Here is a 20,459-nt window from a genome sequence, read left to right on the forward strand (position 1 = left end):
GGCTTTTCCCGGCTCAGGATTTGGCGTTGAGAATGAAGTCGGCGGCCCGCTCGCCGATCATGATGGTCGGCGCGTTGGTGTTGCCGCTGGAAATGATCGGCATGATCGAGGCGTCGGCGACCCTGAGGCCCGCTATGCCATGGACCCTGAGCTCGGCATCGACCACGGCCTCGGCATCCTTGCCCATCTTGCAGGTCCCGACCGGATGCAGGGTGGTCAGGGCCGAAGCCCGCAGCCAGGCTAGCAGCTCGTCGTCGCCGAGAACGCCGGGGCCCGGCGCCAGTTCCTTGCCGCGATAGGGATCGAAGGCCGGCTGGGCGATGACCTCGCGCATCATGCGGATGGCTGATATCATCGTCTTGCGGTCGAATTCGGTGGCGAGGTAGTTGGCGCGGATCCGGGGCGCCGCTGCCGGATCGGCCGACCGCAGCGTGATGGTGCCCCGACTCTCCGGATTGACCGGGCCGACCCGGATGGTGAAGCCGTGATTGGCTTCCACCGCCTGTTTGCGGAAGGGATTGGGCCAATGCAGGTTGGCGGTCTTTTCCAACGCCGGCATGAAATGGGCCTGAATGTCGGGCGCCAGCAGATCGGGCCGCGACTTCATGAAGGCGCCGGCCTCATAGGGAAAGGTGGTGGTGATGCCGGTGCCCAGTACCATACCCTGCGCCACCGACGCGATCAGCTTGTCGGCGCGCAGATCGCCGTACAGCGTCACCGGTTGCTTGCATTCATAGGCGAGGCAGCAATCGACGTGATCCTGCAGGTTGCGCCCGACCCCCGGTAAATCGTGCAGCACGCCAATGCCATGCTTAGCCAGCTCATCAGCCGGACCGATACCGGAGAGCATCAGCAATTGCGGTGAGTTGACGGCACCGCCGCACAGGATGACCTCGCGGCTGGCCCACACGTTGCGCCGCCGCCCGGCCTGGGAGAACTGGACGCCGGTGGCGCGGCCGTTCTCCACCAGGATGCGTTGGCTGAGCGCGTTCACCTCCACCGTCAGGTTCGGGCGATCGAGCACCGGACGGAGGAAGGCATGGGAGGTCGACCAGCGTTTGCCCTTGCGGATGGTGAAGTCGTAGCGTCCGAAGCCTTCCTGCTCGGCCCCATTGAAGTCGTCGTTGCGGGGATAGCCCGCCTGCACGCCGGCCTCGATGAAGACATCGAACAGCCCGTTGCGGCCGCGGGCGCGACAGACCGTGAGGGCGCCGTCCGTGCCGTGGTAGGCGCCATTGCGTTCGACATGGGCCTCGGAGCGGCGAAAGGCGGGGAGCACCTCATCATAGGACCAGCCCGGCAGGCCCATCTGTGCCCAGCGGTCATAGTCATGGGCGTTGCCGCGCACATAGATCATGCCGTTGATGGTGGAAGTGCCGCCGAGGGCCTTGCCGCGCGGCCAGTAGAGCGTGCGATCGTTGAGATGGGGCTCCGGTTCAGTGCGGTAGTTCCAGTTGTAGAGCCCGGAATTGAAGAGCTTGCCCATCAGCATGGGCAGGCGGAACAGGGGATTGCGGTCGCGCCCGCCCGCCTCGAGCAGAAGCACGCGATTGTCCGGGTCCGCCGACAGGCGGTTGGCGACGACGCACCCGGCCGAACCGGCGCCGATGATCACATAGTCATACTCGGCGTCACGAGGCATGGTTTCACCAATCGATGGGAGCGGCGCCGAGCGCCTTGAGCCGCTCGTTGCCGAGAATGAAGGGATTGGGCAGGCTGAGCACCGCATCGCCGCGGGCGGGGTGTTCGCGCAGGATGCAATCGGGACCTTCCGGGATTCCGGCGGCCAGCAGGGTCTGTGCTGCCGCCTCGCCGAAGCCGAGGAAGACCACGGGCTGGCCGGTGCCGGCGAGATGACGCAGCACGGCGATCATCAAGGGGCGCCACAGCGGCAGATGGCCCTGGCTCTGATGCGGATCGATCGAAACCTGGAAGCGGCTGAGGGTCAGCGAGGCGTTGAGCAGCAGGGCACCGCTGGCCACCCAGCGATCGGCCACGATATCGGCCGGTTCGAGTGCGACGATACCGGCCTCGATGGCGGCGCGCAGGCGCGGCCAGTCGGCGGTGCTGCCGGTCCAGCCCGCCTCGCCGGTACGGGCGGCGACGATCATCTGCATCACCGTCCGGATGCTGACCGAGAACATCTTTTCGAGCTCGCGCCACTGCGCGACATTGCCGGCCTCAAAGGCCCGTCCGGTCGAAAAATCGGGGCTGGGATAGGGATCCTGTCCCAGCACCACGCAGCGCACCTGGGCGGGATCAAGGCCGTCGAAGGCCCGCAGCATATGCGCGCCCTTGGGCTGGCCGGGAAAGAGCCGCCCCTTGCGCACGGGAAAAACCGGTTCCCAGGGTTCCAGCGTCAGGCCGGCATCCATGTCGGCGAAGCCCAGCTCGACCGAGGCGAGGACCGCACGCCAGGCGGGCGGCAGGTCGGCCTGCCAGCCATCCAGCACCTCCCGCATGATTTCGCGCAATGATGTTGGCATCGTCCCTGCATCCCCTCAATTGCGAGAAGGATAGGCAAAACCTGACCAAAACGTCAAGTTATCTGTTGAAAAAATCTGACGCTTCGGTCAGGTTTTGACATCGGGTTCCGATACCGGCATTTCCGGGACACGGGGCGCATTGCACAGTGCGGGAGGAGAAGGTGGCAACGACCAGCGCAAAGAAGGCGCGTAAGGACGGCTCGGACAGCGAAGAGCGTATCCGGGCCCGCAACGAGGCCGCGATCCTGACCGCCGCGATCGACCTGTTTGCCCGCAAGGGCTTCGACGGCACGCGGATCGCCGAGGTCGCCGAGCATTCGGGGCTGCCCAAGGCGAATGTCTATTATTACTTCCCGGCCAAGGAGGATATTTACCGCGCCCTGATCGACCGGCTGATCGCCAGCTGGGATACGGCGCTGGAGGAATTGCAGCCCGGGCGCGATCCGGCCGAGGCCATCATGGCCTATATCCGGGCCAAGCTCGACTATTCACGCCGCTTCGCCGCCCAGTCGAAGCTGTTCGCCAACGAGATCCTCAGCGGCGCGAAATTCCTCGACAAGGCCGGTCGCAACCATGTCAAGCAGGCGACCCGGGCCAAGGCCGCCGTGATCGAAGGCTGGATCGCCGCCGGCAGGATGGCACCGATCGCCATTCCGCATTTCTTCATCATGCTGTGGAGCACGACGCAGTTCTACGCCGATTTCGAGGTACTGGCCTGCGACGCCATGGAGGTCAGCCGGTTGACCAAGAAGGATTTCGAGGCGGCCGCGCTCGCCATCGGCGAGATCGTCCTGCGCGGCTGCGGGCTGGCCATGCCGCCGGCTTGAGGGGCCGATCAAAAATAATATTTGATTGGACGGGCATGACAAAAAACCGGGCTTTTACCGATTATTCGGTCAGTCGGAGGCGGTGTTCGTGCCTGCAAAATAAAACGGGACGGTGTCATGACGACACCGTCCCGTGTTTGAAACGGGGCTTGCGGCCCGCGAAATCAGCCGTTCACGGCATCCTTCAGCGCCTTGGCAGGCTGGAAGACGACCTTCTTGGAGGCGGCGATCTTGATGGTCGCGCCGGTGGAAGGGTTGCGGCCTTCGCGTGCGGGCTTGGCCTGCACCTTGAACTTGCCGAAGCCGTTCAGGGAGACTTCCTCACCCTTGACAGCCGCTTCGGTGATCCCTTTCAGAACGTCCTCGACAGCTGCCTTAGCGGCAGTCTTAGTCAGGCCATGAGCGGCGGCAATACGGTCGGCAAGATCGCTGGTGCTGACAGGCATGATGTTATCCTTTCGATGATTCGTCCGATCGCGTTATCGCATGACCGGTTCGATATCGCCATCGCATGTACACCGGAAACGCGCGGAAATCCTGCTTTTTTAACGGATATGAACGGATTTTCTCGCACTCAGCCCTTGTTTGGAGCGATTAGAGTTTGCGAAGGCCTGCCTGGTGATGCCGTTTGGTAAACTAAAAGCCTTTATGGTGGAGTTTTAGACAGCGCCACGGGTCTGGCAGACAATACTTGCCCGCCATAGATATCGGGTGGAAGCGCGGGGCTTTTTGCGGTGATATCGCGCCAAGTTCCACCACAGGGAGACGAAGCGATGACTTCCCCCCACTTTGCCTTGTTCGACACGGAAATCGGCACCTGCGCCCTGGCCTGGGGCGACAAGGGCCTGGTCAGCGTGCAACTGCCATCCCATAGCCCGGCGGGCCTGAGGGCGCGCATGCTGCGCTCCCTGCCGGGGGCGGTGGAGAGCGAACCGCCGGCGCCGGTCCGCCGCGCCATCACCGCCATTCAAGCCCTGCTGGCGGGGCAAGCCGCCGATCTCGGCTTCATCGAGCTCGACATGACGGCAGTGCCGGAATTCAATCGCCGGGTCTATGCCGTGGCGCGGTCCATCCCTCCCGGCTCCACCATGACCTATGGCGAGATCGCCAAGCAATTGGGGGACCCCCTGCTGGCGCGCGATGTCGGCCAGGCCATGGGGCAGAACCCCTTCACCATCGTAATGCCGTGTCATCGGGTGATGGCGGCCGGCGGCAAGTTCGGCGGCTTCTCGGCCTATGGCGGCGTGGCGACCAAGCGTCGCCTGCTTGAGATCGAAGGCGTCCTGCCGAAGCCCGAGCCCACCTTGTTCGGCTGGGCCTGACTCGCGCACGACCGAACCGCAGGGACCTGCCGGGGCAGAAGGCCGGGTCCGCTACGGAGCTGTCACCTGCCGGAGCGTTGCCTCCAGGATCTCGTCGGAAAGGGCGGGATCATCGGCGATACGAGCCAGAATCAGCGCGCCGACCATGGCGGCCCAGCCGGCAATCGCGGCGCGGCGCCGTTCTTGCAGCGTTTCGCCGGGGGCGGTCGCGCTGAAATCCTCGATCTGCTCGCGCAGGGAGCGGGTCAGCACGGCACGGGTGTCCTGTGAGCCGCGCACGGCTTCCGAGCCCAGCGCGGCAAAGGGGCAGCCCTCGGCCCGCGCATCGCAATGGCTCCGGTCGAGATAGGCCGCGGCATAGGCGGCCATCGTCCGGCCCGGAGGTTTGGCGGCTTTGGTTTCGGAAAGCACATGGGCGAGAGCCTGGGCGATCAGGTCCTCCTTCGACTTGAAGTGGCCATAGAAGCCGCCATGGGTCAGGCCGGCAGCCGCCATGATCTGCGCGACGCTCACCCCTTCCAGCCCCTTTTCCCGATAGAGGCGCGCGGCCGCATCCAGAATGCGGTGGCGATGTTCGGCGACCTGCTCACGACTGACTTTCATCACGGCTCCTCCTGTCTCGCTTGACTTTATACATGATATCCATCATGAATGCACTATACATGATAATCATCATGAATAAATTTGGAGAGTTGCCATGACCAAATCCCTTCCCGCGGTCCTCATCACCGGTGCCTCGACCGGCATCGGCGCGACCTATGCCGAACGCTTTGCGCGGCGTGGCCATGACCTTGTGCTGGTGGCGCGGGACGAAGCGCGCATGAATGCGCTTGCCGACCGCCTTCGCCAGGAGAACGGTGTCGCCGTCGATGTCCTGAAGGCGGATCTGACGGTTTCGGAGGATCTCCTACGCATCGAGGCGCGCCTGCGCGAGGACGCGAAGATCGGCATCCTGGTCAACAATGCCGGTGCTGCCTCCCGCGGCAGCTTTGCCGACCAGGACTCGGAAGCGCTGGACAAGCTCATTCGCCTCAACGTGACGGCAGTGACCCGCCTGGCCGGAGCGGTGACGCCCCGCTTCCTGGCCGCGGGGGGCGGCTCCATCATCAACATCGCCTCGGTGGTGGCGCTCGCCCCGGAAATTTCCCTGGGAATCTACGCGGCAACGAAGGCTTTCGTGCTCACCCTGTCGCAGACCCTGCAGGTCGAGTTCGGTGCGCGCGGTCTCTATACCCAGGCCGTGCTGCCGGCGGCGACCCGCACCGAGATCTGGGAGCGCTCCGGCCGCGACGTGAATGCGCTGGAGGGGGTAATGGAGGTCGGCGAACTGGTCGACGCCGCGCTGGTCGGCTTCGACAGGCGTGAAGCCATCACCATTCCGCCTCTGCCGGATGCGGGGCAGTGGGAGGCCTTCGACGCCGCCCGTCGCGCCATGCTGCCGAACTTCCGTCAGGAGCATGCGGCCGAGCGCTATCGGGCAGCCTGAACGGGCCTCTACTTGCGGGGATCGGCGAAGCGCTGTTCGGGCAGGATCGAATACCAGCCCGGACGGCCGGGGTCGCGGTCATAGGTGTAGCCGCCGACCTCGCGGTAATACTCGGCGTAGCGGGCGAGCTTGTCGCGGTCGAGCTCGACGCCGAGGCCCGGACCCTGCGGCAGCGTCATGGTGCCATCGACATAGCGCAGCGGGCCGCCGACGATGATGTCGTCGGTGAGATGATGGTAATGCGCGTCGGCGGCGAAGGAGAGATTCGGCAGCGCCGCGCCCAGATGCAGCATCGAGGCGAGCTGGATGCCGAGCTCGCCCGAAGAATGCACGGCGGCGCCATATTGGAAGGTCTCCAGCACCGTGCCGGCCTTGTGCGCCTGGCGCAGGCCGCCCCAGAAGGTAGTGTCGAGCAGCACGACGTCCACCGCCTCCAGGCGCAGATTGGCGGCGAGCTGCTCGAAATTCACCACCACCGTGTTGGTTGCGGTGGGAATGCGCACGAGGCCACGCAGCCGCCGCATGCCTTCCAGACCCCAGGTCGGATCCTCGAAATAATCGTTGTTGAGATCCTCGATCGCGCGCCCGACGCGCACCGCTTCCTCCACCGACCAGGCGGCATTGGGGTCGAGGCGCAGCCGGTCCCCGGGAAAGGCCGCGCCCAGGGCCCGGAAGGTCTCGACATCATGATCCGGTGGAAACAGGCCGCCCTTCAGCTTGTGGCTGGTGAAGCCGTGCCGCGCCTTGAGCTCCCGGGCGTGGGCGACGATTTCGTCGGGGCCGGTTTCTCCGCCCTGGCCGGTCGCTTCATGGGGGTAGCGGTAGAAAAGATAGCTGGCAAAGGGAATCGCCTCGCGGACGGCCCCGCCGATCAGGTCGCAGGCCCGGATGCCCAGCTTCTTGCCGGCGGCATCCATGCAGGCCATTTCGATGGCGGCATGGAGCTGCATGCGATTGTTATAGAGCGAGGCGGTGGGATTCATGATCTTCCAGCGCAACTGCTCGAGCTGCAGCGGATCATGCCCCTCGAGATAGGGCAGCAGGGCGCGCACCGCCGCCTCGGCCGATTCACCGCCGCCGCCCATCTCGCCGAGCCCGATGATCCCTTCGTCGGTGATCACTTCCACGATGGTGCGGATGAAGCGCCCCCAATGCGCACCCGCGGCATGGCGCAGCGGCGCCTCGAGCGGCACGGCGACGGTGGTGGCCTTGAGGTCGACGATCTTCATCGCATTATCCGGTTGCAGAAGGAGAAAGGGGATGAATGGCGCATCAGCTCGTGGTTCCCAGGGCCAGGCCGCGGACGAAGTGCTTCTGCAGCATGAGGAACAGGATGAGCGTCGGCAGCGAAACGATCAGGGTGGCGGTGATGATGGTGGGCGCGTCGGCCTGGCCATAGAGGCTTTGCATGCCGAGCAGGGCGACCTGGACGGGCCGGGCATCCGGCGAGCGCACCAGGATCATGCCGAAGAGCAGGTCGTTCCACACCCAGGTGAACTGCACCAGGGTCAGCATCAGGAAGGGCGCCTTGGCGAGCGGCATCATGATCTTCCAGAACACCTGCCAGCTCGAGGCGCCATCCATCTCCGCCGCCTCCTGGATGTCCCAGGGTACGGTGAGGAAGAAGCCGCGCATCACGAAGGTGGCGAAGGGAATGCAGATCGCGGTGTAGAAGGCGAACAGCCCGAGCTTGGTATCGTAGATGCCGAGGGCGATATAGCTCTTGAACAGCGGGATCAGATACATCTGCAGCGGGAAGATGGTGCCCGAATAGATGAACAAGAACCACGCCAGCCCCCGCGGCAGCTTCAGCCTGACGATGCCATAGGCCGCGAAGGCGGCGAGCAGCACGGCCAGGAGGGAACTCGCCGCGCCATAGATCAGCGAGTTGATGAAGCCGCCCTGGATTCCCTGCGCCCAGGCCTTGGCGATGTTGTCGAGGAGGTTGAAGCTGGTCGGCAGCTTGAGCGGGCCGCGGGTGTAGTCGGTGGCCGTCTTGAGCGTGTTCATCACAAGGAAGGCCATCGGCGACAGCCAGACCAGCGTTACCGCCAGCATGGCGCCCGAGGCCACGGTCTTCCTGAGGTCGCGCGGGGCCGCGGTGATCGTGCGTTGCCTGCTCATACCTGGCTTTCCCGCGCGAGCATGTTGCGCAGATAGAGATAGGAGAACACCAGCGAGAGCGCCGAGATCACCACGGCGACGGCGGAGGCGTAGCCCATCTTGAAGTTGGCGAAACCCTCCTTGTACATGGTCACCGCCAGGGTTTCGGACATGCGGGCCGGCCCGCCGCCGGTCATCACCCAGATGGTGTCGAACACCTTGAAGGAGTTGATCACCGCCAGGAGCGAGGCGATCACCACATAGGGCATCAGCATGGGAATGATGATCCTGGTAGCCAGCACGAAGCCGCCCGCGCCGTCGAGCGTCGCCGCTTCCACCGGTTCCTTGGGCAGGTTCTGCAGGCCCACCAGGAAAATCATCACGTTGATGCCGGTCGCCTGCCAGGTATAGGCCCCGATCATCGCATAGGTGTTGTAGGGCTGGACATAGAGCCAGTTCACCTTGAGCGCCCCGAGGCCGATGGCGTCCAGCAGGATGTTGAGGGCGCCCTGATCGCGCAGCACGAAGCCGAAGACGATGCCGGCGGCGGAGGCCGAGATGGTGGCGGGAATGTAGATGCAGATCTGCATCAGCTTCGCGCCCTTCAGCCCCGAAATAGCATAGGCGAAGAAGAAGCCGAGCCCGACCGGCAGCACCACCCCCAGCACCATCCATTTCAGGGTGTTCACGAAGGGCCGGGTGAAATTGGTGTCCGCCACCAGCTTGAAGAAGTTTGCGAGGCCGATGAAGCGCGGCGCGGTCATGCCGTTCCAGTCGGTGAAGGCGAGCACGGTGGTGTAGAGCATCGGCAGGATCAGGAAGACGCCCACCATCAACGCCGCGGGAGCGACATAGAGATAGGCTTCGCGCTGCTTGTGGTCGGACAGGGGAGTCATGATCGCTGCGTCGGGCTTCTTGTTCGAGGTCAGGCGGGGGCATCGCTGGCTTTTTCCGAGCGGCACAAGGACATGCACGCTCAATTCGCCCTTAGATCGGCAACGACAATGCACTCCCGGTTGTCATGCCCGGGCTCGGACCCGGGCCTCCAGCCCCCAAGGGCCTTGCCCGTGCGGGAAGGCTGGCTGGATTGCCGGGACAGGCCCGGCAATGGCAAAGGTCGCGCTTTCTCTCACGGTTTGGGTTGGGCAGCCCAGTAATCGTCCGCGATCTTCTGCAGGTTCTGCATCACCTCCGGAGCGGAATTCGGATCGAGCACGAATTTGGAGATTTCGTCCACGGCCGCCTCGGCGATCGGCGAGGGCGTCGATTCCCAGTAGCGGCCGAGCAGCTTGTAATTGCCCTTGGCCACGGTGTCGTTGAGCTTGGCGACTTCCTTGTCGGCCGGCAGCTTGGCATCGCTGTTGGCGACGAGGAAACCGGTGAGGTCGGCCCAGCGCTGCTCGCCTTCCTTGCTCATCCAATAGGCGGCAGCCTTCACCGCGGTGTCATGCGTGTCGGAATTCTTCGACACCAGCAGCGGTCCTGCCTCGAAGATCACGCTCGGCGGCAGGCTGGCGGTCTTGTTGGGCAGCACGAACAGGCCCCAGTCCCGCCCTTCGATGGTGCCGGCCTTGGTGACGGTGTCGGCGAACCAGGTGCCGACCAGCATGTGCACGACCTTCCCCTGCGCGAAGGAGTTGTTCATGCTGTCGCCGGTGGTGAAGCCGAAGGGCGAGGTGCCGTCATCCATCCAGCCCTTGCTCATCCAGTCCTTCCAGGTGGCGAAGGCCGCCGCGACCTGTGGATCGGTATATTTAGCCTTGCCGGCCATCAGCTTGACGTAGAAATCCGGATCGGACCGCACCAGGAATTCGGAGAACCAGATGAAGGCGGGCCACCGCCCCTCGATGGTCTGGCCGATCGGCACCTTGCCGGCGGCCTTGATCTTGGCAAGGTTGCCTTCCAGTTCTTCCCAGGTCTTGGGAACCTCGAGGCCGAGCTCCTTGTAGACGTTCTTGTTGTAGAACATCGCCCAATAGGCGACATTGTTGGGCACGGCGTAGATCTTGCCGTCGAAGGAAAAGGCATCGGCGACTTCCTGCTTGACCTTGCCTTCGGCCAGCAGCGGCTTCCAGATCGCGGTCAGGTCCTCCAGCAGGCCGGCCTCCACCAGATCCTTCATGCGGTAGCCCGACCACCAGGTGAACATGCCGGGCGCCGAGGGCGTCGGCAGGGCGGCCCTCACGGCGGCCTGGTAATTGGTGGTATCGCCGAAGGGGGTGACGAGCCAACTCGCGGTAGGGTCGTCCTTGCCATAGGCTTCGAAATTGGCCTGCCAGCCGGCTTTGTCATGCGACACCGTCAGCTGTGGCTTGTCGGCGGCGTGGCTCACCGGAGCCAGCAATCCCGCGGCGAGCAGGCCGGCAACGGCCGCCGCACGTAGCTTGGTGAAGATCATGGGTTCCCTCCTGCCTGCGGTCATTGCCGCAGCCCTGGTTTTGTCGTTGTGGCGGCCACCTTTGCGGCGGCTCTGGTTCAAGGCGCGCGCGTGACGAAACTGTCGAGCGCCTGAAGAATGGTGCGCAGATGGTTGCGCATCGCGATGACGGTGGCGTCCTCGTCGCCAGCCGCAAGGCCGGCAAGGATGTCGCGATGTTCGGCGATGATGGCTTCCAGCCGGTTCGGCCAGTTCACGGTGACGAAGCGCAGCCGATTGAGATGGGCTTTCATGTCCTCCAGCTCGTCCGCGGCGGCGAGACAGTCGACCGTTGCGAAAATACGGCGATGGAAGGCTTCGTCCAGTTCATAGAAGCGGCGCACATCCTTGCGGCTCGCCGCGAATTCCTGTTCGTCGACGATGCCTGCCAGCGCGTCGAGATCGGCCTGGTTCGCCGCCTGACAGGCCCTGCGGCTGACCTCCACCTCGACGACCTCGCGGATCAGCTGGGCGGCCTTGACCTTCTCGACCCGGATCGGCGCCACCACCGTGCCGCTCTGGGGAAAGATCTCGACCAGACCGAGATTGGCAAGGCGCAGCAGGGCCTCGCGTACCGGTGTGCGCGATACGGAAAGGCTGGCGGCGATCTCGGCTTCACGAATCGGCTGCTGAGGCCTGAGCACGCCGAGTACGATGTCGCTGCGCAACATCTCATAGACATTGGTTGCGGTGGAGCGCGGCCTCACATTCGCATGTCGCAGCGTGTCCAGCATGATGGGTGGCTCCGGTGATCGGTCCCTGCGTGGCGTCGATTAATATATTAGTGCATTGATATGGTTGCAAGCGTCTTCTTGAAGGTGACCGAGATACCCTGGCAGGACAAACCGGTGACCCCGGCAAGCCGGCCTGTTGCGTCCGTCCGAGTTTGGATCATACTGGCGGTGCAAGAACTCTATCCTGTTGTTTTGACACGAATAAAAACCAGCCGATTCAGGGGAGACGCAGTCGATGGCCGCCGATGAAGAGTTTGTCACGGTCGAAGCGCGCGGCATCCGCGTGACTCTGGATCTTGCGGTCGGGCATATCCGGGAACTCGTGGTGGAGCGCGACGGGCGCCAGGTCGCGCCGCTGCACCGCGCCCCCTGGCTCGAGGAAGCGCATGCCGCCGATACGCCGGCCCATCTGCAGCGCCTGTCGGGCGATTTCCTGTGCGCCCCTTTCGGCCTGAGCGATATCGATGGCTCGCCGGCCCATGGCTGGCCGGCGAATTCGGCCTGGAAACACGTGGAAACCCGCGCTGTCGATGGCGGGCGCCAGGCCCGCTTCGAGCTGGAAAAAAGGGTGATGGGGGCGCGTGTCGTCAAGGAGTTCACCCTGCGCGACGGCCATCCCTTTCTCTATCAGCGCCATCTGTTCCAGGGAGGCGACGGCGCCGTCTCCGTGGGCCTGCACATGATGGTGTCGCTGCCGCAGGGCGGCCATCTGAGCTTTTCGCCCAAGCGTTTCGTCGAGACGCCTGCCGATCCGCAGGAGGCCGATCCGCTCAGAGGGCGCTCGGCCCTGGTCTATCCCGCGCGCTTTGGCGATCTCAAGAAGGCTCCCCTTGCCGATGGCGGCACGGCCAATCTCAGCTGCTATCCCTTCGACCGCAACCACGAGGATTGCGTGATGATGCCCGAGGCGCCGGGCCGGGAACTCGCCTGGGGCGCTGCGCTGCGCCACCGGGAGGCGGATCTGGTGCTTAGCCTGAAGCGGCCGGAAGACTTTCCCTCCACCCTGTTGTGGATGAGCAATGGCGGCCGCTACTACAGTCCCTGGAACAGCCGCCATCGCGGCGTGCTCGGCCTTGAGGAAGTGCGAACCTATCTGTTGGCTGGCCACAAGGCCTCGATCGAGCCGAACGACTACAGCGAACAGGGCATCGCGACCTCGATCAGCCTGACGCCGTCGGGTGAGGTCGACCTGCGGCAGGCCATCGGCATCATGCCGGTGCCGGCGGGATGGGACAGGGTGACGGAGGTGGAAGCACGCGCCGAGAGGCTGGCGGTGCTGTCCGATGTCGGCGAATTCAGCGTGCCCTACGACCCGGCCTTCGTGCTGCATCGCTGACGCGTTTTGGGATGTGATGCGATCGCTTCGAACGCGAGGACGCATGCCGGCGAGGATCTGAAACGGATCGCGCTTGGCCAAGCGCTCTTGGCTCTAAGGACTCTTGGCTCCAAAGAAAAAGGCCGGTCGACCGGCCTTTCAGTACAGTGTGATCCTGGCAAGGTCAGCGCCGGGCCAGGGCGTTGTAGCCCACCAGCACGATGATCGAACCGGCAATGGCGATGAGAATGCTGCCGATATTGATGCCATCGACGGTACCGATGCCCATGGCCTTGGCGATGAACCCGCCGACGAGTGCGCCGATAATGCCGATCACGATATCCATCAGCAAACCGGAACCCGATTTGTTGACGACCTTGCTGCCAATAAAGCCCGCGATCAAGCCCAGAATAATCCAAGACAAGATACCCATGGAGTCGCCTTTCCCTCGTGGCGGATAACAGATCCGAATCTTACCATTAAACGATCGTAGGGTGACAAATTCTTTTGGCAAGGCCTAACCTGCCGTAAGGCAAACCAATCTCGGAAAAAATTTTGCCGCATTCATTGTTGTAAAATGCTTGTCGTCGGAGACAGGATACACAAGACTAGAGGCGACCGCGGCTATCGCGGCACCCTATTCCTACACGAGGAGACGCAGACATGGGCCTTTTCGACACTGCCGTGAACGATGCGGTGCCACAGAACAATTTCACCAAGCCGCTGATCATCGCGGCCGGCGCGCTTCTGCTCGCGAAATGGCTGAAGGGGGGCAGCAGCGATGAGGCCCAGCCCGATACGCAGGCCTCCAGCCCTGCTCCGGCTCCGGCGCCGTCTGCGCAGCAGGCGGATACCTCCGGCGATGGCGGATTGCTCGGCGGCCTTGGCGGCCTGCTGGAGAAGTTCCAGCAATCGGGCCATGGCGACGTGATCAATTCCTGGATCGGAGGCGGACAAAATCAGCCCATCCAGCCGGGCCAACTCGGGCAGGTCCTCGGTCAGGACACGCTGAACAACCTCGCTCAGAAAGCGGGGGTCAATCCCAACGACCTGCTCGGCCAGCTCGCGCAGCATTTGCCCGAGATCATCAACAAGCTGACGCCGAATGGTCGCCTCCCAACGCGGGAAGAGCTCGGCCAGTAAGGCACGGCCTGCCGGATCACGGCATCCGATCGAAACAGGGGCGGGCGGTTTGGCCCGCCCCTTTTGCGTGGTGCCGGGCGGAGAGGGAGGCACACCCGGCCTATCACATAAAGAAATCCTTATATCCTTATTGCCGACAACGGCCGACTGTGCTAGACGCCCGCCATGTCAAATGCGGGAAGCATCGAATGAGCACGCACGATTACATCGTCAAGGATATCGGTCTGGCCGATTGGGGCCGTAAGGAAATCGAGATCGCCGAGAGCGAAATGCCGGGCCTGATGGCCACGCGCGCCGAATATGGCCCGCGCCAGGTGCTCAAGGGCGCCCGCATCGCCGGCTCGCTGCACATGACCATCCAGACGGCCGTGCTGATCGAGACGCTGAAGGCTCTCGGCGCCGACGTGCGCTGGGCGTCCTGCAACATCTACTCGACCCAGGACCACGCCGCCGCGGCCATCGCCGCCGCCGGCACGCCGGTCTTCGCCGTCAAGGGCGAGACGCTGGAAGAATACTGGGAATACACCCACAAGATCTTCGAATGGGCCGATGGCGGCACGCCCAATTTGATCCTCGACGATGGCGGCGACGCCACCATGCTGATGCATCTGGGCCTGCGCGCCGAGAAGGGCGACACCGCCTTCCTCGACGGCGCCACCAATGAGGAAGAGGAAGTCGTCTTTGCCGCGATCAAGAAGCGCCTCACCACGCATCCGGGCTGGTACACCAAGAATGCGCTCGCCATCCGCGGCGTGACCGAGGAGACCACCACGGGCGTGCATCGCCTCTACGAGATGGCCAAGAAGGGCACGCTGCTGTTCCCCGCCATCAACGTGAACGACTCGGTGACCAAGTCGAAGTTCGACAATCTCTATGGCTGCCGCGAATCGCTGGTGGACGGCATCCGCCGCGGCACCGACGTGATGATGGCCGGCAAGATCGCCATGGTCGCCGGCTTCGGCGACGTCGGCAAGGGCTCGGCTGCCTCGCTGCGCAATGCCGGCTGCCGCGTGCTGGTTTCGGAAGTCGATCCGATCTGCGCCCTGCAGGCTGCGATGGAAGGCTATGAAGTCGTCACCATGGAGCAGGCCGCCCCGCGCGCCGACATCTTCGTGACCGCCACCGGCAATGTCGACGTCATCACCATCGACCATATGCGCGCCATGAAGGACCGCGCCATCGTCTGCAACATCGGTCACTTCGACAGCGAGATCCAGGTCGCCAGCCTGCGCAACCTGAAGTGGACCAATGTGAAGCCGCAGGTCGACGAGATCCAGTTCGCCGACGGCCATCGCATCATCCTCCTGTCGGAGGGCCGCCTGGTCAATCTCGGCAACGCCACCGGCCATCCCTCCTTCGTGATGTCGGCCTCCTTCACCAACCAGACGCTGGCCCAGATCGAGCTGTGGACCAATCCCAGCCAATACGGCAAGCAGGTCTACACGCTGCCCAAGCATCTGGACGAGAAGGTCGCCTCGCTCCACCTCGCCAAGGTCGGCGCCACCCTGACCAAGCTCACCGACAAGCAGTCGGCCTATATCGGCGTGAACCAGAACGGCCCGTTCAAGCCGGAACTCTACCGTTACTGAGTTCGCGCAGCGCGCCCGCATTCCAGCCCCTCCCGCAGCCGCGGGGAGGGCTTTTTGCTATCTGTTCTCTCGTGCCCGCTACGAACGTCAGATCACCAGCTTGCCTTGCTTCGCGAGCGCATAGCGTTCCCCGATCTTGCGCCAGTCGACCACCTTCCACCACGCCTTGAGGTAATCGGGCCGGCGGTTGCGATAGGTCAGGTAATAGGCGTGTTCCCACACATCGTTGCCGAAGAGCACGCGCTTGCCGTCCATCAGCGGCGTATCCTGGTTGGGCCTGGTATCGAGGGCGAGCTTGCCCTCGCCCGTCACCGTGACGAACACCCAGCCTGAGCCGAAGACCTTGGCGCCGGCGGCACCGAACGCTTCCTGCAGCTTGGCGACATCGCCGAAATCGCGCTCGATGGCGGCGAGGACGTCGCCTTCGGGCTCGCCGCCCTTGGCGCCCATGATCTGCCAGAACATGGTGTGGTTGACATGGCCGCCCAGATTGTTGCGCACCGCCTGGCGAACGCCCTGCGGCACCTTGTCCAGACCGGCCAGGATATCGGGATAGCTGAGATCTGCCAGCGACGGCTCCTGTTTCAGCGCCGCGTTGAAATTGCTGACATAGGCCTGATGGTGCTTGTCGTGATGCAGCGTCATGGTTTCGGCATCGATGATGGGTGTCAAAGCCGCGGCCTCATAGGGGAGAGGCGGCAGTTCGGCCGGGCCTTTCGGGCCGGCGGAAGCCGAGGCGGCGGCGCCGGCGGGAGCGGTTCCGGCACCGGCCGCCAAGGCGATGCCTGTCGCGGACGCAAGGAGGGTGCGACGGTTCAGCATGGTCAAGGTCATTGAAAATGTCTCCGGCCTGTTGAATGAAGAAAGCAATACGGCGAGCGCCTGCAGCCAGGCGCTGGAACCGCGCCGAGGCTAGAGCGGTAATTTGGTGGCACCATGGCCGGAAGGCTGAACCGTCTCCGCCTATCGCTAAACGCGGGAGTGCGAAGTTCGTTCGCGCCCCCCGCCGAAGGCCTGGACGTGTCGGCAGGTGGCTGTTTGCTCCGGCATCGCGTTGGGGGCATCCGGTCGCAAAACGCCTTGAGGAGAACGGTATGTCGGTTGTCAAAGTGAAGCCGAGGCAGACGGGGGCGACGGCCGTGCTCTCCCGCCTGGGACAGCCGGTGGTGACATCGGTCACCGGCGGCGAGATCGGTGTGGTCACCCGTCCCTCGGAGGCCGGCTTCAATCCGCTCGACCTGCTCTATGCCTCCTTGTCGGCTTGCCTCGTGCTCAGCGCCCGCATCGCTGCCAGCAATCTCGGCGTGCTCGACAGGCTCGGCGAGGTCCGTGCCGAGGTGAAGGGCGAAAAGGCCGCAGACAAACCTTCGCGGATCGAACGCTTCCATGTCGCGATCGAGGTCAGCGGCGATTTCGACGAGGCGACCAAGGCGGCGATCATTGCCGATGCGGAGCGGATCTGCACCGTCAGCAACACGCTCAAGGGCAATCCGATCTTGGTCAAAACAAAGGGTTAGAGAGAAAGGGCGATTCAGGGAAATCGCCCTTTCTCCAAGCTTCAGCCGCGTGCCAGATCCTGCCGGTCGAGCAGCGCCTCGATCCGGCCGCCCGCCATGCGTGCCGCCCTGTCGCACATATGGCCGATCACGTCGGGATCATGGCTCACCAGCACCAGCGTCATGCCATGGCGCCGCTTGAGATCGTTGAGCAGATTGAGGATGCCGGCCTGTACCGAGATGTCGAGCGCCGAGGTCGGCTCGTCGAGCAGCAGCAGGCGGGGTTCGAGCAGCAGCGCCCGGGCGATGGCCACGCGCTGGCGCTGGCCGCCGGACAACTGGTGCGGATAGCGGCCGGCGATCTCGGCGGCGAGGCCGACATCGGCCAGGCTGCTCCTGACACGGCGGGGAATATCAGCCAGCCCCCGTATTTCCAGCGGTTCGCCGAGCACGCGCGCGACCGTGTGGCGCGGGTGCAGCGAGGCATAGGGATCCTGGAATACCATCTGAATGTCGCGCCGCAGCGTGCCGTCGATGGCGTGCCCCGGTTGCAGGAGATGCCCGAATGCCGAGATCCTGCCCTGCCAGTTCAGGTTCAGTCCGGCAATAACGCGCAGCACCGTGCTCTTGCCGCAGCCCGACGGGCCGACCAGGCCGAAAGTCTCGCCCGGCTCCACGGCAAAGCTCACCCCGCGCACGGCGGCAAAGCTTCGGCCGCGGCGCTGGAAGCTGACCTCCAGATCATCGATCGATAGCGCCGTCATGGCCATGCATCCCCCGGGTAAGGCGCTTGCGGCGTGTCGGGCGCCGGCAGGCGGGTGCCGTAGGTCGCCGCCGAGGGCCGGGCCTGCCACAGGCCGCGCGTATAGGGGTGTGTTGCCTGGGCGAGTTGATTGGCCGGGAGGGCATCGACGATCGAGCCCCGGCGCATCACCAGGACGCGGTCGGCAAAGCGGGAAACCTGCTGCAGGTCGTGACTGATCAGCAGCAGGCCCATGCCACGCTCGCGCGCCAGGCGTTCGATCAAGGCGAGAATTTGATCGCGTACGACATGGTCGAGCGCGGAAGTCGGTTCGTCGGCGATCAGCAACTCGGGTTCGCCGATCAGCATGGCGGCGATCATCACGCGCTGGCCCATGCCGCCGGAGAGTTCGGCTGGCAGGCTGGCATAGATACGTTCCGGATCGTCGAGCCCGACGTCAGCGAGCATGGCGAGGGCCTTTCGCCGCCGTTCTGCCTTGGACAGGCGGCCATGCAGAAGCAGGACTTCCTCCACCTGGCGGCCGATACGGTGAGCCGGATTGAGCGAGAATTTCGGATCCTGCAGCACTAGGCCGATGCGCCGGCCACGCAGGCGCTGCCAGCCCCGGGCATCGAGGCCGGCGAGATCCGTCTCGCCCAGCCTCAGCCCGGCGGCGCGTGCTGCAAGGCTGGTCGGCAGCAGGCCCATGATGGCCCGGGCGGTGAGGGACTTGCCCGAGCCGGATTCGCCGACGATCGCCACTTTCTCGCGTCCGACCGTGAAGGAGATGCCGTGCACGAGCTGGCGGGGCAGTGTCCCGGCCTCTTCGTCCCGGACCGTCCTGTCCCTGGTCTCGACAACAAGATCTTCGACCTGCAGCAAGCTATCAGTCATGGCGCGGATCCAGGATATCGCGCAACCCATCACCCAGCAGGTTCAGGGCGAGGCTGGTGACGAAGATGGCGAGGCCCGGCGCGGCGGCAATCCACCACTGGTCGAAGATGACCTTGGTGCCGTCCGCCACCATCGATCCCCATTCGGCCATGGGCGGGCGCACGCCGAGGCCGAGGAAACCCAGGCCCGCCGCGGCGAGGATGATGCCGGCGAGGTCGAGCGCCAGGCGGATGATGGCCGAGGGCAGCACGAGCGGCAGCACATGGCCGAGAAGCAGGCGCGGCCCCCTGATGCCGACCATGGACGCGGCGGCGAGATAGTCGCTGCGCGCCAGGGCGGCGGTTTCCACCCTGGCGAGCCGGGCATAAGCGGGCCAGCTCGTCAGGGCCAAAGCGAGGGCGCCATTGACCAGGCCGGGGCCGAGAATGGCGACGAAGGCGAAGGCCAGCACCAGGCGCGGGAAGGACATCACGATGTCGGTCAGGCGCATCAGTACCCGCTCGGTAAGGCCGCCGAAAAAGCCGGCGAGCAGCCCGACCGCCACGCCGAGCGGGGCCATCAGCACGGTGACCAGGGCGATCAGCAGCAGGGTCGGCTGGGCGCCGTAGATCAGGCGCGAAAGCAGGTCGCGCCCGAAGCCGTCCGTCCCGAGCCAATGCTGCCAGGACGGGGCGGCGAGGCGGATGGCGCTGTCCTGCAGGTCGGGATCGTAGGGGGCGATCAGCGGGGCTGCCAGCGCCATGAAGACGAGCAGGACGAGTACGCTCGTCCCGATCAGGGCGGATGGCGAACGGCGCAGGGCCGACAGGACGGAGGCAAGGAAGGCCATCAGCCGCGCTCCGCCAATGCGGCCGGATCGACCCGGGTGACGAGCAGGTCGGTAAGGCTGTTGAGCAGCACGAAGGCCATGCCGATCGCCAAAGTGGAGCCCAGAATGGCGGCGGTATCGCCGGCGAACATGGCGACGGTGAGATAGCGCCCGATGCCCGGCCAGGCGAACACCGTCTCGGTGAGCACCGCGCCCTCGAGCAAGCTGGCATAGGCAAGGGCGACCACGGTGATCAGCGTGCCGGCCACATTGGGCAGGATATGGACCAGCACCACGCGCAGGCTCCCGGCTCCCTTGGCGCGGGCGGTGAGCACATATTCCTTGGAAAGCTGATCGAGAATGGCGGCGCGCGTCAGCCTCGAAATACCGGCCATGGCATAGAGGGCGAGAACCGCCGTCGGCAAGGCGAGATGGGCGAGGGCACTGCGCAGGGCACCCGGCGTTCCCGAAAGCCAGGCGTCGATCAGCGCGAAACCGGTGATCGGCTTCATGGTGTATTGGAAGACGATGTCGAGGCGGCCCGGTCCAGGCGCCCAGTGCAGCCGGGCATAGAACAGCAGCAGAAAGATCAGGCCGAGCCAGAAGATCGGCGTGGAATAGCCGATCAGCGACAACAGGCGGGCGATGGTGTCGACCAGGCCGCGCGGCCGCAGCGCGGCCAGGACGCCGAGGGCCAGGCCGAGTGTGGCGCCGATCAGCGCCGCGGCGGTGGCGAGTTCAAGCGTCGCGCTGAAGGTGCGCAGGATGTCGGAGCGGACAGGCTGGCCCGTCGCGGTGGCCATGCCGAGATCGCCCTGGACGACATGGCCGAGATAGCGCAGGAACTGCATCACCAGCGGTTGGTCGAGCCCGAGTTCGCGGCGCGCGGCCTCGTAGCTCGACTGGCTGGCGTGATCGCCGACCTGCTGCAGGGCGGGATCGATGCCCGAAAGCCGGGTCAGGATGAAGGTGACGACGATCAGGCCGAACAATGTGAGCACGACGGACAGCAGCCAGCGCAGCAGCCTGAGCACCGGGCGGAGGAAGGGCCTGGCGCCCGGCGTTTCATCAGCTTGCATCGTCGATCCTGGAGGTGGC

22 protein-coding genes are annotated in these 20,459 nt (G+C 64.7%); 7 read left to right on the forward strand and 15 right to left on the reverse strand.

The features are described 5' to 3' along the window. Positions 1 to 13: 13 nt before the first annotated feature. Positions 14 to 1,642 carry a choline dehydrogenase gene (locus J8I29_RS23715; protein WP_209433535.1) on the reverse strand — a complete coding sequence of 543 codons (1,629 nt, stop codon included), beginning with the start codon at positions 1,640 to 1,642 and terminating at the stop codon, positions 14 to 16. Positions 1,643 to 1,646: 4 nt separating this feature from the next. Then, positions 1,647 to 2,486, reverse strand: coding sequence for a uracil-DNA glycosylase (locus J8I29_RS23720; RefSeq protein WP_245197296.1), 840 nt, complete (start codon positions 2,484 to 2,486; stop codon positions 1,647 to 1,649). Positions 2,487 to 2,647: 161 nt separating this feature from the next. Here J8I29_RS23720 and J8I29_RS23725 point away from each other — a divergent pair, with 161 nt between their 5' ends. Beyond that, entirely contained in the window at positions 2,648 to 3,313 is a 666-nt protein-coding gene (locus tag J8I29_RS23725) for a TetR family transcriptional regulator C-terminal domain-containing protein (protein WP_105863509.1), read from the forward strand. A 164-nt stretch (positions 3,314 to 3,477) separates the two neighbouring features. Here J8I29_RS23725 and J8I29_RS23730 read toward each other — a convergent pair whose 3' ends face one another. Further along, complete coding sequence (locus J8I29_RS23730; RefSeq protein ID WP_068297566.1) at positions 3,478 to 3,759, reverse strand: HU family DNA-binding protein; 282 nt, start codon at positions 3,757 to 3,759, stop codon at positions 3,478 to 3,480. A gap of 327 nt (positions 3,760 to 4,086) precedes the next feature. Here J8I29_RS23730 and J8I29_RS23735 point away from each other — a divergent pair, with 327 nt between their 5' ends. Further along, positions 4,087 to 4,635 (forward strand): methylated-DNA--[protein]-cysteine S-methyltransferase, encoded by a 549-nt coding sequence (locus J8I29_RS23735; RefSeq protein WP_209433536.1) that lies wholly within the window; start codon positions 4,087 to 4,089, stop codon positions 4,633 to 4,635. 51 nt (positions 4,636 to 4,686) lie between these two features. Here the strand turns inward: J8I29_RS23735 and J8I29_RS23740 are convergent, their stop codons facing one another. Continuing rightward, entirely contained in the window at positions 4,687 to 5,238 is a 552-nt protein-coding gene (locus tag J8I29_RS23740; protein ID WP_209433537.1) for a TetR family transcriptional regulator, read from the reverse strand. A gap of 94 nt (positions 5,239 to 5,332) precedes the next feature. Between J8I29_RS23740 and J8I29_RS23745 the strand changes: the two genes are divergently transcribed. Next, on the forward strand, positions 5,333 to 6,121 hold the full coding sequence (locus J8I29_RS23745; RefSeq protein WP_209433538.1) for an SDR family oxidoreductase: 789 nt from the start codon (positions 5,333 to 5,335) through the stop codon (positions 6,119 to 6,121). Between the two features lie 8 nt (positions 6,122 to 6,129). On the opposite strand, the gene J8I29_RS23750 is transcribed toward J8I29_RS23745, so the two are convergent. From J8I29_RS23750 to J8I29_RS23770, 5 genes are all read right to left on the reverse strand, one after another. After that, positions 6,130 to 7,350 carry an enolase C-terminal domain-like protein gene (locus J8I29_RS23750; protein ID WP_209433539.1) on the reverse strand — a complete coding sequence of 407 codons (1,221 nt, stop codon included), beginning with the start codon at positions 7,348 to 7,350 and terminating at the stop codon, positions 6,130 to 6,132. Between the two features lie 43 nt (positions 7,351 to 7,393). Then, positions 7,394 to 8,245, reverse strand: coding sequence for a carbohydrate ABC transporter permease (locus tag J8I29_RS23755; RefSeq protein ID WP_105863504.1), 852 nt, complete (start codon positions 8,243 to 8,245; stop codon positions 7,394 to 7,396). Then, entirely contained in the window at positions 8,242 to 9,120 is an 879-nt protein-coding gene (locus J8I29_RS23760; protein ID WP_209433540.1) for a sugar ABC transporter permease, read from the reverse strand. Before J8I29_RS23760 ends, J8I29_RS23755 begins: the two co-directional genes overlap by 4 nt. Positions 9,121 to 9,353: 233 nt before the next feature. Further along, positions 9,354 to 10,622 (reverse strand): extracellular solute-binding protein, encoded by a 1,269-nt coding sequence (locus J8I29_RS23765; RefSeq protein WP_209433541.1) that lies wholly within the window; start codon positions 10,620 to 10,622, stop codon positions 9,354 to 9,356. Between the two features lie 77 nt (positions 10,623 to 10,699). After that, positions 10,700 to 11,374 carry a GntR family transcriptional regulator gene (locus J8I29_RS23770; protein WP_105863501.1) on the reverse strand — a complete coding sequence of 225 codons (675 nt, stop codon included), beginning with the start codon at positions 11,372 to 11,374 and terminating at the stop codon, positions 10,700 to 10,702. Between the two features lie 235 nt (positions 11,375 to 11,609). Here J8I29_RS23770 and J8I29_RS23775 point away from each other — a divergent pair, with 235 nt between their 5' ends. Next, positions 11,610 to 12,710 carry a hypothetical protein gene (locus J8I29_RS23775; RefSeq protein ID WP_209433542.1) on the forward strand — a complete coding sequence of 367 codons (1,101 nt, stop codon included), beginning with the start codon at positions 11,610 to 11,612 and terminating at the stop codon, positions 12,708 to 12,710. A 163-nt stretch (positions 12,711 to 12,873) separates the two neighbouring features. Here J8I29_RS23775 and J8I29_RS23780 read toward each other — a convergent pair whose 3' ends face one another. Continuing rightward, entirely contained in the window at positions 12,874 to 13,122 is a 249-nt protein-coding gene (locus tag J8I29_RS23780) for a GlsB/YeaQ/YmgE family stress response membrane protein (RefSeq protein WP_105863499.1), read from the reverse strand. A gap of 230 nt (positions 13,123 to 13,352) precedes the next feature. Between J8I29_RS23780 and J8I29_RS23785 the strand changes: the two genes are divergently transcribed. Then, the gene (locus J8I29_RS23785; RefSeq protein WP_209433543.1) at positions 13,353 to 13,832 is read left to right on the forward strand and encodes a YidB family protein; all 480 of its coding nucleotides are present in this window, start codon (positions 13,353 to 13,355) and stop codon (positions 13,830 to 13,832) included. Positions 13,833 to 14,020: 188 nt separating this feature from the next. Next, on the forward strand, positions 14,021 to 15,421 hold the full coding sequence (gene ahcY / locus J8I29_RS23790; RefSeq protein ID WP_105863497.1) for an adenosylhomocysteinase: 1,401 nt from the start codon (positions 14,021 to 14,023) through the stop codon (positions 15,419 to 15,421). Positions 15,422 to 15,508: 87 nt separating this feature from the next. Here the strand turns inward: ahcY and J8I29_RS23800 are convergent, their stop codons facing one another. Continuing rightward, on the reverse strand, positions 15,509 to 16,249 hold the full coding sequence (locus J8I29_RS23800) for a superoxide dismutase (RefSeq protein ID WP_105863662.1): 741 nt from the start codon (positions 16,247 to 16,249) through the stop codon (positions 15,509 to 15,511). Between the two features lie 266 nt (positions 16,250 to 16,515). Here J8I29_RS23800 and J8I29_RS23805 point away from each other — a divergent pair, with 266 nt between their 5' ends. Continuing rightward, positions 16,516 to 16,938 carry an OsmC family protein gene (locus J8I29_RS23805; protein WP_209433544.1) on the forward strand — a complete coding sequence of 141 codons (423 nt, stop codon included), beginning with the start codon at positions 16,516 to 16,518 and terminating at the stop codon, positions 16,936 to 16,938. A gap of 41 nt (positions 16,939 to 16,979) precedes the next feature. Here J8I29_RS23805 and J8I29_RS23810 read toward each other — a convergent pair whose 3' ends face one another. Genes J8I29_RS23810 through J8I29_RS23825 form a run of 4 tightly spaced genes read right to left on the reverse strand, consistent with a single transcriptional unit; the run spans position 16,980 to position 20,440 of the window. Further along, complete coding sequence (locus J8I29_RS23810) at positions 16,980 to 17,681, reverse strand: ABC transporter ATP-binding protein (RefSeq protein WP_209433545.1); 702 nt, start codon at positions 17,679 to 17,681, stop codon at positions 16,980 to 16,982. Beyond that, on the reverse strand, positions 17,678 to 18,553 hold the full coding sequence (locus J8I29_RS23815) for an ABC transporter ATP-binding protein (protein WP_209433546.1): 876 nt from the start codon (positions 18,551 to 18,553) through the stop codon (positions 17,678 to 17,680). Before J8I29_RS23815 ends, J8I29_RS23810 begins: the two co-directional genes overlap by 4 nt. Further along, positions 18,546 to 19,382 (reverse strand): ABC transporter permease, encoded by an 837-nt coding sequence (locus tag J8I29_RS23820; RefSeq protein ID WP_105863493.1) that lies wholly within the window; start codon positions 19,380 to 19,382, stop codon positions 18,546 to 18,548. Before J8I29_RS23820 ends, J8I29_RS23815 begins: the two co-directional genes overlap by 8 nt. After that, entirely contained in the window at positions 19,382 to 20,440 is a 1,059-nt protein-coding gene (locus J8I29_RS23825; protein WP_105863492.1) for an ABC transporter permease, read from the reverse strand. Before J8I29_RS23825 ends, J8I29_RS23820 begins: the two co-directional genes overlap by 1 nt. Positions 20,441 to 20,459 lie beyond the last annotated feature (19 nt).

This window comes from Labrys sp. LIt4 (genome assembly GCF_017813775.1).
GTDB classification, from domain to species: domain Bacteria; phylum Pseudomonadota; class Alphaproteobacteria; order Rhizobiales; family Labraceae; genus Labrys; species Labrys okinawensis_A.